This is a genomic window from Bacillus pfraonensis (assembly GCF_050768835.1).
Taxonomy (GTDB): Bacteria; Bacillota; Bacilli; order Bacillales; family Bacillaceae_G; genus Bacillus_A; species Bacillus_A pfraonensis.
The window spans coordinates 1-18,985 of sequence record NZ_JAHCDO010000038.1; the positions used below are offsets into that span (position 1 = coordinate 1).

Annotated in this window: 23 protein-coding genes and 1 pseudogene; 8 read left to right on the top strand and 16 right to left on the bottom strand. The window is 33.8% G+C overall.

What is annotated here, in order from left to right; all coding sequences use genetic code 11:
• Nucleotides 1-1,660 precede the first annotated feature (1,660 nt).
• Nucleotides 1,661-1,969: a hypothetical protein gene (locus tag KFD70_RS25170; RefSeq protein ID WP_336454112.1), complete on the top strand. Its 309-nt coding sequence runs from the start codon at nt 1,661-1,663 to the stop codon at nt 1,967-1,969.
• Between the two features lie 574 nt (nt 1,970-2,543).
• On the opposite strand, the gene KFD70_RS25175 is transcribed toward KFD70_RS25170, so the two are convergent.
• Nucleotides 2,544-2,801: a hypothetical protein gene (locus tag KFD70_RS25175; protein WP_336454111.1), complete on the bottom strand. Its 258-nt coding sequence runs from the start codon at nt 2,799-2,801 to the stop codon at nt 2,544-2,546.
• A 992-nt stretch (nt 2,802-3,793) separates the two neighbouring features.
• Between KFD70_RS25175 and KFD70_RS25180 the strand changes: the two genes are divergently transcribed.
• Both KFD70_RS25180 and KFD70_RS25185 read left to right on the top strand, forming a co-directional pair.
• Nucleotides 3,794-5,008 (top strand): hypothetical protein, encoded by a 1,215-nt coding sequence (locus KFD70_RS25180; protein WP_336454110.1) that lies wholly within the window; start codon nt 3,794-3,796, stop codon nt 5,006-5,008.
• Between the two features lie 56 nt (nt 5,009-5,064).
• A pseudogene (locus KFD70_RS25185) lies at nt 5,065-5,494 on the top strand (transposase); the annotation flags it as partial.
• 83 nt (nt 5,495-5,577) lie between these two features.
• Here the strand turns inward: KFD70_RS25185 and KFD70_RS25190 are convergent.
• Together KFD70_RS25190 and KFD70_RS25195 are read right to left on the bottom strand one after the other, a co-directional pair.
• Nucleotides 5,578-5,685 (bottom strand): helix-turn-helix domain-containing protein, encoded by a 108-nt coding sequence (locus KFD70_RS25190; RefSeq protein WP_431613457.1) that lies wholly within the window; start codon nt 5,683-5,685, stop codon nt 5,578-5,580.
• A 3-nt stretch (nt 5,686-5,688) separates the two neighbouring features.
• Complete coding sequence (locus KFD70_RS25195; protein ID WP_336454115.1) at nt 5,689-5,826, bottom strand: recombinase family protein; 138 nt, start codon at nt 5,824-5,826, stop codon at nt 5,689-5,691.
• Between the two features lie 122 nt (nt 5,827-5,948).
• Between KFD70_RS25195 and KFD70_RS25200 the strand changes: the two genes are divergently transcribed.
• From KFD70_RS25200 to KFD70_RS25220, 5 genes are all read left to right on the top strand, one after another.
• Complete coding sequence (locus KFD70_RS25200) at nt 5,949-6,410, top strand: hypothetical protein (protein WP_336454109.1); 462 nt, start codon at nt 5,949-5,951, stop codon at nt 6,408-6,410.
• Nucleotides 6,407-7,264 carry a M64 family metallopeptidase gene (locus tag KFD70_RS25205; RefSeq protein WP_336454108.1) on the top strand — a complete coding sequence of 286 codons (858 nt, stop codon included), beginning with the start codon at nt 6,407-6,409 and terminating at the stop codon, nt 7,262-7,264. Before KFD70_RS25200 ends, KFD70_RS25205 begins: the two co-directional genes overlap by 4 nt.
• Nucleotides 7,265-7,531: 267 nt before the next feature.
• Entirely contained in the window at nt 7,532-8,482 is a 951-nt protein-coding gene (locus KFD70_RS25210) for a tyrosine-type recombinase/integrase (RefSeq protein ID WP_336454107.1), read from the top strand.
• A 210-nt stretch (nt 8,483-8,692) separates the two neighbouring features.
• Entirely contained in the window at nt 8,693-8,881 is a 189-nt protein-coding gene (locus KFD70_RS25215) for a hypothetical protein (RefSeq protein WP_336454106.1), read from the top strand.
• A gap of 202 nt (nt 8,882-9,083) precedes the next feature.
• Nucleotides 9,084-9,677: a DUF4030 domain-containing protein gene (locus KFD70_RS25220; RefSeq protein ID WP_221783277.1), complete on the top strand. Its 594-nt coding sequence runs from the start codon at nt 9,084-9,086 to the stop codon at nt 9,675-9,677.
• A gap of 114 nt (nt 9,678-9,791) precedes the next feature.
• Here KFD70_RS25220 and KFD70_RS25225 read toward each other — a convergent pair whose 3' ends face one another.
• The 13 genes from KFD70_RS25225 to KFD70_RS25285 all read right to left on the bottom strand — a co-directional run bounded on the left by KFD70_RS25225 (nt 9,792) and on the right by KFD70_RS25285 (nt 18,930).
• Nucleotides 9,792-10,397 (bottom strand): hypothetical protein, encoded by a 606-nt coding sequence (locus KFD70_RS25225; protein WP_336454105.1) that lies wholly within the window; start codon nt 10,395-10,397, stop codon nt 9,792-9,794.
• A 228-nt stretch (nt 10,398-10,625) separates the two neighbouring features.
• Nucleotides 10,626-10,967 carry a transposase gene (locus tag KFD70_RS25230; RefSeq protein WP_336454104.1) on the bottom strand — a complete coding sequence of 114 codons (342 nt, stop codon included), beginning with the start codon at nt 10,965-10,967 and terminating at the stop codon, nt 10,626-10,628.
• Nucleotides 10,968-11,136: 169 nt separating this feature from the next.
• On the bottom strand, nt 11,137-11,415 hold the full coding sequence (locus KFD70_RS25235) for an AbrB/MazE/SpoVT family DNA-binding domain-containing protein (protein WP_336454103.1): 279 nt from the start codon (nt 11,413-11,415) through the stop codon (nt 11,137-11,139).
• Nucleotides 11,416-11,622: 207 nt separating this feature from the next.
• A complete protein-coding gene (gene ssb, locus KFD70_RS25240; RefSeq protein WP_336454102.1) occupies nt 11,623-12,117 on the bottom strand; it encodes a single-stranded DNA-binding protein in 495 nt (164 codons plus the stop codon).
• Between the two features lie 26 nt (nt 12,118-12,143).
• Entirely contained in the window at nt 12,144-12,383 is a 240-nt protein-coding gene (locus KFD70_RS25245) for a helix-turn-helix domain-containing protein (RefSeq protein ID WP_336454101.1), read from the bottom strand.
• A gap of 240 nt (nt 12,384-12,623) precedes the next feature.
• On the bottom strand, nt 12,624-12,812 hold the full coding sequence (locus tag KFD70_RS25250) for a hypothetical protein (RefSeq protein WP_336454100.1): 189 nt from the start codon (nt 12,810-12,812) through the stop codon (nt 12,624-12,626).
• Between the two features lie 324 nt (nt 12,813-13,136).
• On the bottom strand, nt 13,137-13,796 hold the full coding sequence (locus tag KFD70_RS25255; RefSeq protein WP_420792382.1) for a restriction endonuclease: 660 nt from the start codon (nt 13,794-13,796) through the stop codon (nt 13,137-13,139).
• A 16-nt stretch (nt 13,797-13,812) separates the two neighbouring features.
• Nucleotides 13,813-14,820, bottom strand: a complete 1,008-nt coding sequence (locus KFD70_RS25260; protein ID WP_336454099.1) for a DUF3991 and toprim domain-containing protein — start codon at nt 14,818-14,820, stop codon at nt 13,813-13,815.
• 71 nt (nt 14,821-14,891) lie between these two features.
• Complete coding sequence (locus KFD70_RS25265; protein WP_336454098.1) at nt 14,892-17,546, bottom strand: type IA DNA topoisomerase; 2,655 nt, start codon at nt 17,544-17,546, stop codon at nt 14,892-14,894.
• A gap of 30 nt (nt 17,547-17,576) precedes the next feature.
• Complete coding sequence (locus tag KFD70_RS25270; RefSeq protein WP_336454097.1) at nt 17,577-17,699, bottom strand: hypothetical protein; 123 nt, start codon at nt 17,697-17,699, stop codon at nt 17,577-17,579.
• Nucleotides 17,696-17,884: a hypothetical protein gene (locus KFD70_RS25275; protein WP_187427796.1), complete on the bottom strand. Its 189-nt coding sequence runs from the start codon at nt 17,882-17,884 to the stop codon at nt 17,696-17,698. Before KFD70_RS25275 ends, KFD70_RS25270 begins: the two co-directional genes overlap by 4 nt.
• A 68-nt stretch (nt 17,885-17,952) precedes the next feature.
• Nucleotides 17,953-18,165, bottom strand: a complete 213-nt coding sequence (locus KFD70_RS25280) for a hypothetical protein (protein WP_336454096.1) — start codon at nt 18,163-18,165, stop codon at nt 17,953-17,955.
• Between the two features lie 102 nt (nt 18,166-18,267).
• The gene (locus KFD70_RS25285) at nt 18,268-18,930 is read right to left on the bottom strand and encodes a hypothetical protein (protein ID WP_336454095.1); all 663 of its coding nucleotides are present in this window, start codon (nt 18,928-18,930) and stop codon (nt 18,268-18,270) included.
• Between the last annotated feature and the right edge of the window lie 55 nt (nt 18,931-18,985).

Consider the following 18,985-nt stretch of genomic DNA (forward strand, 5'->3'; position numbering starts at 1 on the left):
CTCAGCACCTTGAACCAATACTTCATTATTATTTCTGTTATTCTTTTTAACCATATGTATCACCTCCTACGGTTTTAATATGCTACGAAACATGGAAAAATAATTATTCCTTTTTATGGTAAATGGATGTTTGAAAGTTTCTGTTCCAATTCAATAAGAAAAACAAAAAGAACTTGTAGGAATCACTACAAGTTCTTTTTGTTTTAATGAAAGCAAGGGTAATAAAACATATTTCAATAGACACAATCGGGAACTACTTAATGACTGGTGTGACAATTTCATTATATAACAAATATTAACATTTGAAGATTTTAATTTTGAAATTTTTGTGAATTAAGAAAACAGAACAATTTATTGTGTTTAATTACTAGAAAATTCCATTTATACATTTCGCACAAATCACTTTAAATCAACGTCGATATCATAATAAATTAGTGAAAATATAGATATAGTTTAATAGAGAAGAATGTATGATTATTACCTAACATACTATATTTATATTCATGTTTAATAAATTAAAATAATATGAATTTCATGTTACAACCGACTATAATTCTTAAAAACATGTAAAGCACGGACATTCTGGCCATGTATTTTTGAAAAGGCTTGGAATTGTATATTTTTTACAAAAACAAGATATAATTATTATTGAAGAGCAATTTGTAAGTCCCATTCAAATATGTGGTAAATTTACATGGGATATGAAATGCATATTCGAAAAGAGATAATGCACTTGAAAAAGTGTTCTTATCTCTTTTTTACTTATATGATGGAGAAATTAAACAAACACTTGTTTAAGACATTGGCTACGTTTAATTTGTTCAATTTCATGTTTATTATATAGATTTTATATAACAAGGAAAAAAGCAGATGGAAGAGACACGGAAATCTCTTTGGAATCTACCGTTAACATATATCACAATATAATTCTAATTATTATTTTGAATTTTTTCTTGCTATTGTTAGCTTATTATTTTGTCGTGTTTCGTAAATAACAAAAAAAAGACTTAATCCTTATGAGGGATAAAGCCTTTTTATCATATGTAGACTCACACAAATGATCTGCATATCAAATTACTTTTGATAAACAGATCATTTGTATGATAATTTTTATAAATAATTGCTGAATAATGAACTTACATTACTGCTTTTAAAAGTTCTTGAACTAATGGAATTGCTCCACCTAAGAATGATAAAACTGCCATTGCGATTGTCATATTATTTCCTCCTCTTTTTTCGTATTAAGATATGGTTAATCTTTATGCCTTTATTATAGTAAGCGCTTACAAATATATCAATATATTTTTATATGCAATATTATATATTAGGGGCTCACCACATCGCTATCAAGCAAAACAAAATTCACCTAAAATTAAAAATACGCTATTCTTTCCTAAGATTCTACAGAAAGAATAGCGTATTTTTTCATTCATAGGGCGTTATAAAATTATTAAATTGATGGGCATGTATGGTGACCCCTTAAAATAAAACAATTCAAAAAGGAGTACAGAAACGATTCTAGGGATGAGGAGACACTTTGCAAAAGTTTAATCATGGTTTTGCAAACTTCGCAACAGAACCCGAAAAGATGTAGAAAATGTATAATATCTGTGTTTTATGGGAATCACTCGAATTAGGACAATTAAAGGTGGAACAGTTTATGGAAATTGAATACGATTTTTATGATAGACGGTTATATAGTTATCCATATGAAAAAGATATATATCCAGGGGAAAAAGTAACTATAGATATACCAAATACCTTTGAAGGCGAGGAAATTACAGAGATTTATTGGAATTCAACAAATACGTCAGTTGTATTAACCAATAAATGGCGGAATATAAAAATGAAACTAGTAAGCTTTACATTCTACAACAATGGAACTGATCCAACTATGTTAAAGGAAGTATACTATACACGATTAGTAAAAGTAGGAAAAGTTTATGTGTCATGGAAAGAAGAAAATTAGATGAAATTAGAGGTGTTAAAACAGTGAATAATAACAGGTCATCATCTGCAGAACCTATATATATTCAAGATAGATTAACTATAAATTCAGGATCAAGTAATTCCATGAAATTTACTAGCACCAAATTAAATTACGTTATTTATGATATTTTTTTTAAAAGTGTTAATAATATATACGACTTTACTCTTATTAGAAAAACATATATGGATGAGAACAATTGGGAATTAGAGTTCTATAACTTCCATCCCAAAGATTCAGTAGTACTTGAGTTTATTTTGGTACAAAGGATATATTCATAAAGGTTCTGTTGAAAAGTTTTTAAAAAAATATACTACTTCAACAAAAATTTTTATATTTAATGTGATTGTTAATAACCTTCCGTAATTCATTGAAGGTCAAAAAACGAAGTCTTGGACCAGACTTCGTTTTTGTTTATATAAGGAATAAATTTCTCTCTATTTTGTGGTACATGAAGCATGATGAAGACTTTGAAATCCTGTAGATTTGGAAAAATGTTGCCTTACAAGTTTATGACCTTCTCTCGTGGTATTATTTTACATTTAAAATAGAAATACTATTGAATTCTATTTTGAAAAGTTAAATATACTTCAAAATTAGGTTCTGATTCATTAAGTTGTTTTACCAAAACAAAATCCACATCTTTTAGAACATATTTTTCTCTAATATCTGATTGAGGTAAATTATCATAGTTTAGTCCATATTGTAGTACGTACTCATGATAAACTTTAAAATCTGAAAAAGGCATATATTTAATCGTCAAAGGATACTGTTCACCAGTTTTAAAAAGAAAAACCTTCAATAATCCGTTCATATTTACTCCTATAATATTAATATTTTTTGAAAAACTCCTACCCATTTATCATATGATAAAGATGGGCGATCTAAATTAACATTGTTTAATAATACTTTTATATGTGATCCTTTAAAGAATACACATTTCCATCATTCTCATTGATATTTATTGCGTTTACTATTCCAGACATAAGTATTCTTGTAGCATCATGATTTTTCGTATGGGCCATGACTACATCATTAACTAATATTTCGAAAGCACTGTCAATTGGTCCCACATTTATGGGTTTCGCCTGAATTTTTTTCATTTTAATAATTGTGCTTTTATCAGTGCTCTGAATCCACATTTGTTTAATCTTCCCTTCAATATTTCGATATTCAGAATTTTATGAATTTATTCAAAAGATTATTTCTTGGAAGTGTGTACACATCCTTTACACGAATTCTTAATGGTGCTGATGTAAGAAAATAAATCACTCACTTTATATGGAATAACAGTATTTTTTCCAATTTGATCAAAAATATTTTCCCAATTTTATCTAATTAATTATTATGAATTATGAGTCTCTTATATATGGCGTACCACCAACATTTTAACGAAAATATACGTTAAGTAAAATTCGACATAAAAACGTTGATTTTACTACTCCAAGCGATTTATCCAATCTCAAAAACGAGGGTATTTGAGACGAATGAAATTAAGCTCAAAATAGCTTAAAATACATCTTAAAACTCATCTCTAAATCAAAGTCTCAATTGAAATAGGTAATATTGAGTTTTGAGAATCTCTTAGCGTATAAAAAGGTTAAAATGTGCATGCTACCCGTTATACAATAACTAAAAATTCCAGGAGATTGATTCGTGTATCCTTTGTAGACAGAATGACGGATATCATGGATGCTGCGTTGATTGAGAAACAGAAGAATTTACATTTGATTAATTCTAGAAAATACAATTCACTGTTTATCTTCGCTATATATTTTGGAATAACTAGAAAAAGGAGTAATGTTTATGGATCTTGATCAGCTAGGAAAACAAACCAAAAGTATAATAACAAGTGTACGTAATTCATCAACAGATATTGTGAAACTTGTATACACAGACATCAGTGAAATATTAGGAAATACTAGTTGTCTTGATCATCTTACTGATATTAATAATATTGTTATTGACAGAGAATCTCTGCATCAGACAATAGTTAATAAAATGCTTATGGATCAAGAAGTTTATCCTACTGAACTTATTAATAAAGTACGGGAAATCATTGCCGATAGCATTGAGCAAAACCCTAAAACAGAGATTTTAAAGCTTAATAATCCTAAAGAATTTCCATGGAAAGAAGGCATAGAGCCAAGTTGGGATCCAATTGACCTCAATACTGTGACTTTTCCACAAGGACGTACCCCTTTCGTATTTGTCCATGGACCACAATATGAAGAGCTAAGTAAACCCGAAAATAATCATAATAATGCGTTCAATTTTTATAAACTGTTTGAGAAATATGCAGCATGGCTGTTTAAAGACGAGAGCAATCCACCAATAGACATTTATCTGGTAAGTTATGATACCTCTTTAGAAGACGACAAAAAAAAGTTATTAATAGATGCGTTTGCAACTGCATCAGGTGAGAAGGTTACAGGAGAATCCACGTTTTTATTTTTCATAGTAATGTGGAAAGAACTAGTGAGACGAGCAGAAAAAGCAGGCGAATACATCAAACCTTTTTTAGAAAAATTATCAAATTCAGAAATTGAAGGTGCAATAGCTATCACACATTCTTTAGGATGTCATGTATTAGCACATGCTGCTCATCAACTTAGAGAAAATCAACGATTACTAGACGCTTTTATTTCTTGGTTTTGTATGGCACCAACTTTACCTTCAGATGCGTTTACACCCATTGGAAAATTCCGATACGCTCCAGGAATAATTAGAAGAAGAACTGGTCATGAATACGAAACAACCACGGTCTGGTACTCTAAATTTGATTCGATACTAACTTCTCATTACTTTTTAGCAAATAAAGGATGTTTAGCTATGGGACAAACAGGAGCAGGTCAGTTACGGGAAATTGCATATGATTTAGATGTAACTAATAATGTACATGTTTATCATGACAGTGCAAAATATTACGAACTTCTTGGAACATCTATAAGAGATATTCTTTCGATTCTGTTGGGGGTACCACCCCACATCCATCAACTTAAGGATTTAGACTATTCTTGAAGTTAAAAGCACGTTACTATTCTCTTATGTTAATGAGAAAGGGTGACGTGCTTTTTATGAATATGCATCAAAAACAAGAGTTGTCTTTATTTGCCGAAGAGTTATATCGTTATATGTCTCCCGCTACACTTAATCAATTAGCTATAGAAGCAGGCGGAATGAAACGAAAACGTAAGTGCCATGGGCACCATTTTTTATCTTTGTGTGTATGGTTAAATCAACAATTCGCTACTACCTCTCTTACTCAACTTTGTAGTCAATTAGAAACTTCAACAGGAGTTTTATTAAGTCCTGAGGGACTTAATCGGCGATTTAACTCGGCTTCTGTAGTCTTCTTTCGAACTGTATTTACTACACTTCTTGGGGAGTATCTAAGATTTCTCATGCTCTTTCTGCTCACTTTAAGCGTATTCTTATCCTTGATTCTACAACATTTCAAGTGCCGGAGGATGTAGTCATAAAGCTGGTGTGAAAATTCAACTAGAGTAAGACTTGTTGGGGTACGGAAACGATTCAAAGAATAACCCGCCACAACTGAAAGTTTTTCCAATTTAGGCGGGTGCTTTTTCTTATATTTTATCTTGCAGTTTCCTATATAAAGCTGATCTTGAAACATTGATAATTTCACAAATTTGTTTTACTGTCATATTTCCTTCTTCATATAGCCTTAAGTGCATAATTCATTCCAGCATGCTTTTCATGATACTTTTTAACTCTTCCTCGATACTTTCCTTCTTTTTTGCAAGGTCAATCCCCTCACGCTGACGCATACGAATTAAGTCACGTTCTAATTGATTCACTACGCCCATTACTGTCATCAAGAAATGGCTATATGCCGGAATCCCGAACAAACTTATGTTGTAATTTACGCATAAAATTCATTAAAACGCTAAAACTTAAGATGAATTTATTCTTAATGTATTAAAAAGGAGAAATCAAATTGTCACATACATTAGATGTTTTAATAGAACCAAAATATAATAAGTCACTACGCCTTATTTTTTCCTACGAGAATCATAATTTGAAATTAATTTCATCACAAAAAGTTAATATAATTCCACCACCATCTGATGATTTTCTTAAAAGTAATGAATATTCAGGTTCATGGTACTCCCTAGACGATATTAATGGTCATTCGCTTTATCGCAGAATAGTACACCAGCGGTCACATGAAGAAATTAAAGTCTTTTCTAATGAATCTGAAAATTCAATCCATCGACGAGAAGAAAAACACAATAGTGGTATCTTTGTTTTTTTAGTCCCAGATATTAGTGAAGGATGCAGTGTCGCTCTATTTAGTAGTCCAACGGAAAAAAATAACATGCTTGAGCTACAACCTGCTACTGAGCTTGCACGTTTTACTTTCCATTCTGATTCTGATAAAACTGAGGTGAAAAAATGAGTACTTCAGATGGATATATTATTGGTACTACCAAAATCATTGACCATGGTTCACCGAATCAGCGTTTTAACCTCGTAATTCTTTCCGAAGGATACAGGGAAAGTGAGATTGATCGATTTCAAATAGACGTTCAAGAGTGTGTAGATAAACTTTATGCGACACCACCCTTTTTCAAAGTTTGGGATGGCATCAATATCTATCGGGTTGACATTGTATCAACAGATAGCGGAGCTGACGACCCAGCAAGATGTAGAGGAGGTTCAGGCTCATCTGTTAAGACCTATTTTGATGCTACTTTTTGTACAAATAATCTTTCTTATCTATTAACAGCAAACGTTTCTACTGCTCTCTCAGTTGCAAATGATCAAGTACCAGAATATCATGCTGTGATGATGCTGGTTAATACTAGCAAGTATGGTGGTTCAGGTGGAGAGATAGCAATTGCATCTACAGCTCCACAAGCAGCAGAAATCCTGATCCATGAAATGGGCCATACTGTTTTTGGACTTGCTGATGAATATGACTGTACCGAATATAAGAATCAAGATTATTATTCAGGGGCTGAACCTTGTCAACCTAATATTACAATTGACACCAATATTACGACAAATAAATGGAAAAACTTAATTCTTCCGACTACACCTATGCCTACAATGCCAAACCCAGATTGTACACAGTGTAATATACAGCCTAGTCCAGTATCTAAGGGAACGGTTGGTACATTTGAAGGTGCAGGTTATTACCATTGTGGGCTATACCGTCCTGAATATGATTGTAAGATGAGAAACCTTGGAGCTAGTTTCTGTGCAGTGTGTCAAAATAGAATAGTAGATACAATAACACCATATAGATAATTAGAGGTAGCGAATACATGCCAAAAATAAAAGAAGGAAATATCTATTTTTATTGAAAATTAAACAACTTTATTGTCACTTCATATTTTTACACTCGGGGATAGTTAATACCCTTAAATTGATGGGCATGTATGGTGACCCCTTATAGCATAGATAAGACCGAGTTCTGGTCTTATCTTTTTTTTGCATATTTTTTAGTGGATGAATAGGTAGGTGGAATATGTGTAAAATTTGATATACTAAAAGAAAAATTAGGATGATAGGGTTATGCCAACAACAGAATTCCAAGATACAGTACAACATTTTGCTTCCTTTTTATTAAATAAAGGGAGAAAGCCTTCCACAATTAAACGATATGTTTATGATATTGAAGACTTTGGTCATTGGTTGCAAAAATCTAAAAAACTCCCTACATGCAATATATGGACGACGCTTGGTACAAAGGATTTTGAAGCGTATTTCTATGATTTAAAACAGCAACGACAGTACTCTGATAAAACAATGCATCGTGTCTATATTGTCTTAAATAGACTGTATAAGTATTTACAACTGCCAAATCCGTTAGATGAGATGCAATTGAGTATTCAACCAAATCGTGCGTTACGTGATGATGACTTTATCTCGAATAAGGAAGAAAAAAGGCTAAAGTATATGTTAACCACATTGGATGGATTAACCGAGAGACAAAGTGCCGTTCGTCCTATACTTCAGGATCGAAACATTTCTATTGTACATTTCCTTTTGGACTATGGACTATCACTACAAGAACTTGTGGGATTACAAATGAAGCATGTTCATTTTGAGAACAATACAATCACAGTTCCAGGAATAACAGGAATAGAAAGAACGATTGTATTAAGTGAAGATGATAAAAAGCGATTATTTAGCTATTATAAAATCATTCCAGAACCTGTTCGTCCAAAATATCATAGTACCGATCCACTATTTGTGGCATTCGATTATACTCGAAATACATTTCGTTGGGTATATGAAAATGATGCACCAAAAGCTTTAACAGAAATTGCTGTCCAAAAAATGATCCGACTTGAAGTGGCAAGGGCTAACTTACGCAAAGGAATTTCATCACAGCATTTACGTAATACTTTCATTCTAAATCTAATTAGACAGCAATTATCAGAAGATGAAATTATAAACCAAGTAGGCTTTAAATCTAAGCTTTCGTTAAAAAGATATTATGATTACATCAATCAAAAATAACGGGGGAAGACCGTGTGGAAAGAAATAAGAAACAGAAGCTACAGTACATGAGAGTGTACACATTAAGGGATAGAAGTACAAAATCCATTTATGTTGAATCCTGGAGAACGTTTAAAGATGAAATGCGGGTTCTAGGTATAAAGGAATCGGATATTTTTCAAATTCAGCTTATAAAAAAGAAATGACAGAAAACGAAGGGAGTATGTTGTAATGAATAAAGTAGATGCCATTTTCCGCTTACTCATGGAAATGAAACTGGAACTAAAAGAAGTAAAAGAGCAAGTGGAGCAAATGCATACGTCTTTAAAAAATATCGAAAAGCAAAATCAAAAAAGAGAAACTCCTTCAACTGTTTCTAAGAAAAAACATGATTGGAAATACCCCTCTAAAATGAAATGAATAACAGCCCCAATACAAATTAGCGAGTGCGGTATTGCTATGTACATTGTTTTTCATACCTGTAAAAATTAAGTGAAGGTTTTTCGTTTGCTTTGAAGAATATCTAACCAAATATGGAAATTAGATTGATTACACTTTTATTATGTTTTTACCATCTAGGACTCAAATATATAATAAAGCATTTATGAGAAAGGAGATTGAAATGAAAAAAAGAAAAGGGGTAATTCTTCCTCTTGTATTAGCTATTTTATTAGGGGCATGTCAACAGAACGATAAAGAAGAAGCAAAAAGTGAAGAAGAAAAAGTTATGGACACCATTGTGGAAACGGTAGATGAAAAGGACTTTCTTAGTGCCTCTATGGGCGATACACCAAGAACAGTAGACTTAGAAATAGCTGATACTGTAAATACAAATAAGTTAGAAAAAGCGATTAACACTCAATTAAAGAATCAAGATGTTAGACCATATACAATTAATGTGAGTCAGAGAAATATGGACATTGTAAAGAAAGAGAGGCGATGGAGCAAAGTTTATAGTTCTATTTTTGATGAAGTGTTTACCAAAAATGAATACAAAGGTTTTGGAATTCGGTCAATTAATTTCGAATCGAACCAACCATTTATCCTTGCTATAAATTCTACTATACACAGTTCTGATCCACAGGCTAAAGAGTTGGGAAAGAAAATTGAAAAACAGATATCTGATTTACTTAAAACAAAGAAAGTAAAACAATGGATTGAAAATGACTCATATACTATTGAAATTTTTAGTCAAGATAAACAAAAACTCAACTAATATGTTAATACGGATACCTTAAATAAAAAGAGACGCTACTAAATTAAAAAGACTAGGAAAATAAATCCTAGTCTTTTTAACTTATACTATTTATTTCTATATTTGATAAAAAAATTACTTATAATATACTTGTCCACCTGATAATTTAACTGTTCCTCCACCATGATTTCTAAGTAAAAGTTTGTAATAATTATGCCATCCATCTGTAAGGTGGGAAATAGGAATGTTTAGCCCACCACTAAAAGAACCTCTAGGGACTACGTCTCCTTCATATACATCATTTCTATATACTTCTACTCCTAATTTGACGGTATTTGATGCTACTACATGTACACTTTGAGGTCGATAAAATGACATTCCACTGTTGATCCATCTATATGAACTAAAACTAGTTGGTTGAAAATTATAAACATTCATAGCTAAAGGAGTTACAAGTGTCTCCTCTTTAAGTTTATTATCATTAGAATCAACTAATGGATTAAGTACAAGAGACTGATTTAGTTTATCTATTTCCCCCTTAGTATAGGTTTTAATCAGATTTTTGTCTTTGTCGTAAACATCAAAAATCGGTGTTTCACTACTCACTTCATTAATGTTTATACTTTCTGTAGATGCTGATATAGAAGAAGAGAAACTTTCACCATGTGCAACCGTTGAAGGCAAAATTATTCCGGCTGCTAACGCAAATATACCAGCCTTAGCTAGAAAATTCTTTTTCATCCCATCATCCTCCTATTGTGAAAAAAATTGGAAATTCACCTCGCATCAATATCATATATTACAAGTGTCGCAAGTGTAAATGTATTTTCAGAATATTTTTTTAACTAAAGATTTTGGGAACATTTTTATGAAATGCACGAAAGTAATAGAGATAAGGGTTACAAGAGAAATTTAAAAAATTATGGGAACAAAAGTTTTTTATAAAAAATAAAAAGAAGAACTCCGATTTTAAGGATTCTTCTTTTCTAGTGTTTTCTGCTCTTGATTATTGGATGTTTGTTCATCCCATTCTTTTTCTATTTTTCGAAACCATTTACCATTTTTACTTAAATAATATCTTTTTACTTCCCCATATGGAATCCAAATTTCACGTTCTTCGATTCGATCCATTACTTTACCAAGAATTTCATCATGCTCGTATTTTTTAGGTCTTCTATGATTCAGTTGTACAAATTTTGTATATTCCCTACGAAGCCAATTAGAAATGCGTTCTTTTTGTTGTTGTCTGAGATGCGACCATTTCTTATTTGTTTGACGAATCTGTCCATTCACTTTTATATGATTTTTCATAGACACGCCTCCTATTACTGTCAAAATGAGAATATAGAACTATCGTAGCACATCGACTTCAGAGGAGAGCAAGAATCCCTTGGTAAAAATCTTTATTTTGTTTATTAATAGATACGGTACGTGAAATTATTTGTGATTGTCTTGAAAAAGCTCCTCTGAAAGGAGCCAATTATTTTACAAGATTCTTCTGTAATTCCTCTATTATAAGCTCTGCACCTGTCGGGCTTAGCGTAATCTTTCCGTCTGCTAAAGCAATATTTTTATCAGATACTTCACCTGTTATTGCACAAGCACCATTAGCTTCATATTTTTTCAAGATAATCTTTTCATCTTCTACATAAATCTCTAATGGTGCCTTATCTTCAATTTCCAGCGTGCGTCTTAACTCCATTGGTATAACGATACGTCCTAAATTATCTAATTTTCGAGTTACTCCTGTTGATTTCATGAAATCTCTCCCTAATATATTCTATAGCTCTATATTTCTCATACCCTATGCCATTTTTTTATTGTAACAGGATTTCTCCGTACATGAAAAACATTATGATTCAAAAGCTTACAATCATAATAAGAATCCCTTTACACCTTTGTGAAAAGGGATTCTTTGTATCTTCCATCTATTGCTTCCTCCTTTTGTACAAAGATCTACTTAACGTTAGAAGGGTAAATCGTCGTCCGAAATATCAATTGGTTGACCTGAATTAGAGAATGGATCATCATTCTTTTTAAATCCAGAATTACTAGATTGATTAAATGAGTTCGAACCTTGATTACCAAAACAAGCTCCTACTGGCTGTTGATTAAATGAATTACGTTCTCCGCCACCACTATTACGTGGCTCTAAAAATTGTACGCTCTCTGCAACAACCTCTGTCACATATACGCGCTTCCCATCTTGCCCATCATAATTACGTGTTTGAAGACGACCATCTACACCAGCTAAACTACCTTTTTTTAGATAGTTTGCTACATTCTCAGCTTGTTTACGCCAAACAACCACTGAAATGAAGTCAGCTTCTCTTTGTCCCTGGTTTGTGAACGGTCTATTCACAGCTAGCGTAAATGTTGCGACCGCAACCCCATTTGGCGTGTAACGTAAATCAGGATCCTTTGTGAGACGACCAACTAAAATTGTACGATTTAAAGACATATATTTATTTCCTCCCTTAATTCAATTTATCTTTTTGGTTCACCAAACCATTCATACATAGCTTGACGACTAATGATCCATTCCTTCCGCTTCCCTCCTGGTTGTAAAAAATACTTAATTAACCCTTCATCTAACATGCGTTGTAATTCTGTTACTTTTTTTTCGTTCATTCCTGAAGGGCTAAATTTATGTTTTAATGTCTCACGAGGAATCCCCCAAAGAAATGATGCTTCACTTGGCGTCATGTACTTTTCAATCTCTTTCATGAATATCTCCTTTGTTGTTTTCCTTTTATGCTATACTGTTAATGAAGGGAATGTGCTAGATTCCCTTCATCGTACGATACTCATTCAAATGCCCTTTGTTTGCTTTTGCAACAGAGGGTTTTTATTTTTGATACTTAAATCTTAATTCTAAAATAGCTAAACGAATCAGTTTCACCTTAATTTCCTTACTTAGGAATAACCATTCTGGCGTATTGATTTTCATCCTCCATTCTCCTTTCCTTATATCATTTTAATTACGATTATATTTCCTTCTAATTCATTGACCTCCAAGTGATACGAAGTACCCGTTGCTTCTAATGCATTGCAAAACATTTGATAATACTTAAAGTTGCTAAGATCGAAACCAATTTGCCCTTTTTTACGAAAATACCTTAAGTCTTGGATTACTTCCGTTGATACCTTTCTCATTGGAACCACCCCTAATCATTTTCGCTCTTATAAGGTCATTGCAACTCTTCCTCCACGCCCTTGCAAGGTCTAATTGTTAAATTTTCTGAATTTTATCTTTTTGTTATGTGACATGAGTTCAAATTTATATAAATTAACAAAGAATACTTCTAAATTTCGTTTAAGGATTATTAAGCCCTTTAAATGAGGTTTTAACTTGTCTAGTACTTATTACATTAGATCTAATAATAAAACTCGATACAAAGGAATTTGAGAGTTCGTTTTTTGATAAGAACTTCATTTTTTGAATAAAATAAAAAAAGAGCTGAATTTCTTCCTTTCAGCTCATCTATTAATTGCTTCCGTATGCGTACAAGATGGAAATTGAGTACAACCAAAAAACTTATGATCATTTTTTTTTGAGTATCGAATGACTAATTGATTTTTACAAATGGGACATTTTCGTTCTGCTGGTTCAACTTGCTGATACACAGCTTCTGCTTTTTGTTCTGGATTCACTTTAAAAATCAATGCCTGCAACTCATGACGGTTGATTAGTTTCACTTTACAAGCATTTGCTAATTCTTCAGCTTGTTTCGTGAACAAACTGTTGGTTACAACCCATGCTTCTTCTGCCTTATAATATGCTTTCCCTGCATATACTTCTTGTACAGCTCGGATCCCTACTCGATTCTTTATCCCATATCGTTTCGCCTGGATCACAATACGATTTTTTCCTTTTAATACGACGTCGACTCCGTAGTCACAAGAACGTTTGGTGACCTCTGGACGGTATCCAAGTTCTTGAAAGAGAGCTTTTAGGTAGACCTCAAACTGAAACCCATCCATTTTGTCTATAAAATAAATGCCCGACTTCGCCATATGCTTCAGCATTTTTTTTTCTCGAATGATTCGATGAACAAACATATAAATACGAAAGAGAACATACAAAACAAAACCATAAATTAAAACCTGTATTATATTGGAAAGAGGCACAACTGGTATTAATGGCTCAATTGATTTAGACACTTCGTTCCATCTCCTTTCTCTGTATTGATACTACTTGTTTCTTTTGCTGTCCTTGCGATTGTATATGAGATTGTTGCTGTTTTTCTGTTGATTGTATGACCTTCTTCAGTACATCATTCCAATCTTTTTCTTGGGAAGGAAGGTGCATTTGGACACGTGGATTGATTGTTAAAGCTCCTATCTTTTCTGTGAATTCTTTCCCCGCTTTATCATTATCTACCGCCAGGACAATACGATTCACGGGAAATCCTTCATCTTTTGCCTCTTTAAATGTACGTAAAACAGTTTTCATCTTCAGTCCATTCATACTGACTAACCTTGCATTTTGTAGTCGGTTTTGTTGTAGCGTCCAATAGGAAAGAAGGTCAATTGGACTCTCAAAATAATAAATGGATGTTGGTTTTCCAACATCCACCATAAATCCAGTATGTGGTTTTCCATTCGGCAAAATTTGTTTAAAGGAACCTCGTTTATTTGCCATCTTAACCGTCCCTTGACGCTCTGCCCCTACTATATTTCCTGTCCCACCTTGTTCTCGCCATTTGAATACAACATTCTTCTTTTTGTCCTGTGCAATCAAATCCTGTCCAATCAGCCAATTTACTAAACGAGCGTCAATTTTCCGCTCATCGGTTAAATAGTGCTTAATAGCTTGTTTATCCTGAACTTCTAAGTGTCCTGGATACCGAAATGGTTCGTCTTGTTTTGCTTCTTCCTCCTTAGAAGATGTAAAAGTAGGATAATCACCAAGATTCACGTCTCGAACAGCTTCTTGAAAAGTCATACCATAGTACATCCTGGCAAAGCTAATCGCCCCATACCCCTTCTCTCCTCGGCTATTCCATGCAAACATATTCTCTCGAATAATTAGGCTGTCATGCTCGGTATGACGATAATAATTGCCTTCCTTTTGAAATTTCTCCCCTTTGGCCTCTAGATACGATAACAGATCCACATCTTTTGCTTTCATGACTTCCTCCTCTGCTAGTCGATATGTCATGTTAGCCCCCCTTGTTGTGCATAATGTTAAGAATAAAAAAGAGAACTGTTTGTATCAGTTCTCTACATCGTTTATTTTCCAAATAAGAATTTTAATCGTTTCTCTTGTGTGCTATAAGACAACCGAGCATCAAATTTCTTCCCATTATTTTTGGACTCAAACCCTTTGATTTGATCGGTCATGTTCTTTTCTAATATTTTGATCACATTGTTACTACTAATTTTCTTTCCAGACACGACCCCTGGAATAATGAATTCACAAGTCTTTTTATATTGCTCACATAAGTAATGAGATTTCCCTACAAGGACTCGGCTCTTGCATAGCGGACATTTCCCTAGTGTACGATCTTCTATCGTTGGAAATCGAAACTTTAGCCCCTCCTTATCCAAATAGAGTGCCGCCGTAAATTCACCCTTTTCTCCTTTAAATCCTTGAATGAAGTCTGAACATTGTCCCTTCAAAATCTTTTTTAATTGCGAAGGAGGAATCGCTTTTTCTTTGATTTTTGCTGGCAACATGAACTGACAACCATTTTTATATTCTGAGCACCCAAAAAATGTTTTTCGGTGAAGAATATCTCCTTTTTTACAGGCTGGACACTTACCAAGAGACAACTCCTCCGTCGTTGGAAACTGGAATTGTACTTTGCCTTCTCGGAATACTAAATATGCCGAAAACTCTTTCTCACCAGATTTAAAACCTTTTAATAGATCCGTTTTCTTACCTTCAAATAGCTTTTTTATTTGTGCTTCAGGAATCGCTTTCTCTTTAATTTTCTTTGGCATACGGATCTCACACTCTGGATAATTACTACATCCATAGAAATTTCCTTTATGAAGGATTTTCCCCTTTTTACATGAGCAACGACACACTTCAATTTGTTGATTCCAATTCCGAATCATTTCGTCCGCTACTTTTTCACCCGTTTCTCCTAATTTTTCAACTGTATCTTTTACAAATGTATTCGTTTGTTCTACAAACTCACCGTATGGCATTTCTTTCTTTTCGATCATATGAATCATCCCTTCCATTTCAGCCGTATACGCTGGATTTTTGATTTCATCTACCGGAAATGTCTCTACAAATGCACGACCAATTTTCGTAGTACGAATTTGGCCATTGGTAACTGTGATGTAATTTCTCGTTGCAAGTTTTGGAATAAAGGTTTCTTCTGTCGCAACAGTCCCAATCCGTTTTCCTTTCATTAACTCTTTTAAATGGGCATCGTCCAATTTACGACCGGCGGTCTCCATAAACGTTAGAATGGAGCTCTCTGTATGGAATGCTGGTTTCTTTGTTTTCGACTGCATTAAGTCATGTTTTACGATTTGAAATGAGTCCCCTTCATACAAAAAAGGGATTTGAAAGCTTTCCACAGAACCTTCTTCCATGTCCTCATGAAATACGCTTAAAAATCCCTTTTCCTGTAAAACTTTCTCTTTCGTACTGTATATATTTTCGTCAAGATCCATAAACTGTGCCTCACGTACCAAATAAACAGCCGGTGACATAAAGTTTCCAATAAACCGCTTTACAATAAGATTATATAATTGAATTTCTAATGGTTTTCTGTTGGTCCCGTCATATGGTTTTGTTGTCGGGATGATGGCAAAGTGACTATCTACAAGCTCATCGTTAAATGTGGCATGTTTTTCTGTAATGGTATGCGTATCTACAAGTTGCACCAACTCCGCATAATTGGTAGACTGCAAAGCTTGGAATACTTCTTGTACTCTACCTACCTTTTCTGTTGGCAAATGCCTGGACGATGAACGAGGATAGGAAATCCATCCTTCCTCATATAAACTCTGAATATGTTTTTTAGCGGTTTCTGCACTTACCTTTAATTTCGCATGAGCATCTTTATACAAATCCGTCAGGTTATATAACAATTTTGGTTTCTTTTTTCTCGTATTCTCTTTAAACTCTGTTACTGTTAGTGCTGTACCAACTAATTTTTCACCAAGCTTTTGTAAGGGAGCTGGATCTAATAACTGATCTTCTGTCTTCATAACCGCTTCTAATCCATTCTCTGTGATGAGTTTTAGATTGTAGTAGATTTGTTCCTTATAATTCTCTATGGCTACCTCACGTTGCCAAATCTCATGTAACAGGCACATTTGCACACGCCCCGTTGCCAATAAGAATTGATTTTTAGCAAGTTTCGTTGTACATCCTCTTGTCACATTGATTCCGAGAAGATAGTCTAGGTATTGCCTCGCTTTAGCGGAATTTGCAAGTCCGTCATAGTGTTCCCCTGGCTCTAATCGGTTCAACCCCGCCTCTAATTCTGCTGGCTCATACGAAGCAAGCCAGAGGCGAGATTGTCGTTTATTTACGCCCGCATATTCATACATTTCACGATAAATCAGCTCGCCCTCACGGTCTCCATCACACGCGTTGACCACATGATCTACATCCTGGCGTTGCAATAAATCTACTAGAATATTGATTTGTTCGATATAATCCGGTTTCACCTTATACTCTGGTTCTACTAAAATCGGTAAATGCTCAAACTTAAATTCTTGGTACTTTTCATCTATTTCTTCTGGATGCTTCAGCTCCAATAAATGACCGGAACACCAACTAATAATGTACTGATGGTTCTCAAAGTAACCAAAATACGGCTTACTTCCCATATGCTTCTCTGCATTTCGAAAACGTGGTGATTTCAATAATTCGTATGCAACTTTCGGCTTTTCCGCAATAAATAATGTTTTTCCCATTACCCATTCCTCCCCATGTATGTAACATCTTTAATTTTGACGCTTGATTCTCCGCATTTTGAAGCGTTTCATCACACATTGCCCCATCCATAAACAAATGTTCAATGCCACGACTACAAGCAACATACAACCAGCAAATATCCATGGATTCATGACATCTTTCTCCATTCCCAATCTTTCTGCAAAAACACATACATTTGCTTTTTCTCTGACAATATTTCACGTGCCATTTGAATTTTTTCTTTTGGAAAAGAAATAAAAATCAATTCTTCAGCATTTTTTGTTTCCGCCCATACACCCGTATAGTCGATGTCTACAATTTCAACAATGTTTACCATTCTTTTCTCTCCTTTCGCTTTTAAAAAGAAGAAGAGCACTGTTTCACAGTACTCTCCTCAACCTATATCTATCTAGCATGTTCCATTTCCGCCTCTTTTGGCTGTTCGTTCTTTTTCACACCTTTAAACCGATGAAAAAGCTGTGCGAATTTATTTTGGTTTTTCGGTTCTTTCTCCTGGCTCGATTCTTTTTTACTGTTTTTATCATATTCCTGTTTTTCTTGATCTAAGGCTTTTTCAATGCTGGACAACTTTTCCCGCTGAGAATCTGTTAGATTCATTCCTTTTAACTCCTGAAGAGCTTCCTTTTTCAACCGGTATACTTCAGGATATGAATGTGTCTTCTCAAACTCTTTCATTTCTTTAACACGCTCTTCCCGACTTTACGTATGTCTTTCTTCTTGGTGTTCTAGGCGGGCTTCTTTTTTCTCTTCTTTTGGATGAGGTGCCTTTTCTTTCTCACTTCCTAGCATTACTAGTACTTCAATCTTATACTGTTCTTTGTATTGTTTCTCTTCTTGGGAAGGAGCAAGCTCTTCTAAAACGTGTTCCTTATATGAATCCTTATAAGACTCTTTGGACATTTCTTTAGGTATCACCACCACATGATTTTTTTCGTCTAATGGCTCTAGTGGTTGAAAAGACTGTTCTACTTGATTTTCCATCTTTTGATTGGCTGTTTCATCCATTCTTTGCCGCTCAATCGCTCTTTGTTTTATCAAATTTTTCACCACATCAGACAACTGCTTCTCTCCTGTAAGTCGAAGAGAGGATTTTGACCAATTCTCACCATCTATTTCTTGTTCATATACTTTTACTTTCCCCGTATCATGATGAATATCAATTGTGATATCTCCTTGTCCCCAGTCCATTGCGCTTGTCACAGATGGAATTGCAAAACGAGTAACACCTGGTTCCACTCCTCTTTGTTTTTCATGCATATTTCCTTCAGGAAACCTTTCTTTTGATTTACCAGTCATCTTAAGTGCTTGTTCATATAAGGCTTCTCTGATTTCATCCTGCTTCAGTTGTTCTTGTATATTCACTTTTCACTTCCTCCTTTATAATAAAAAATCACTTCTCGTTCTCAACGATAAGTGA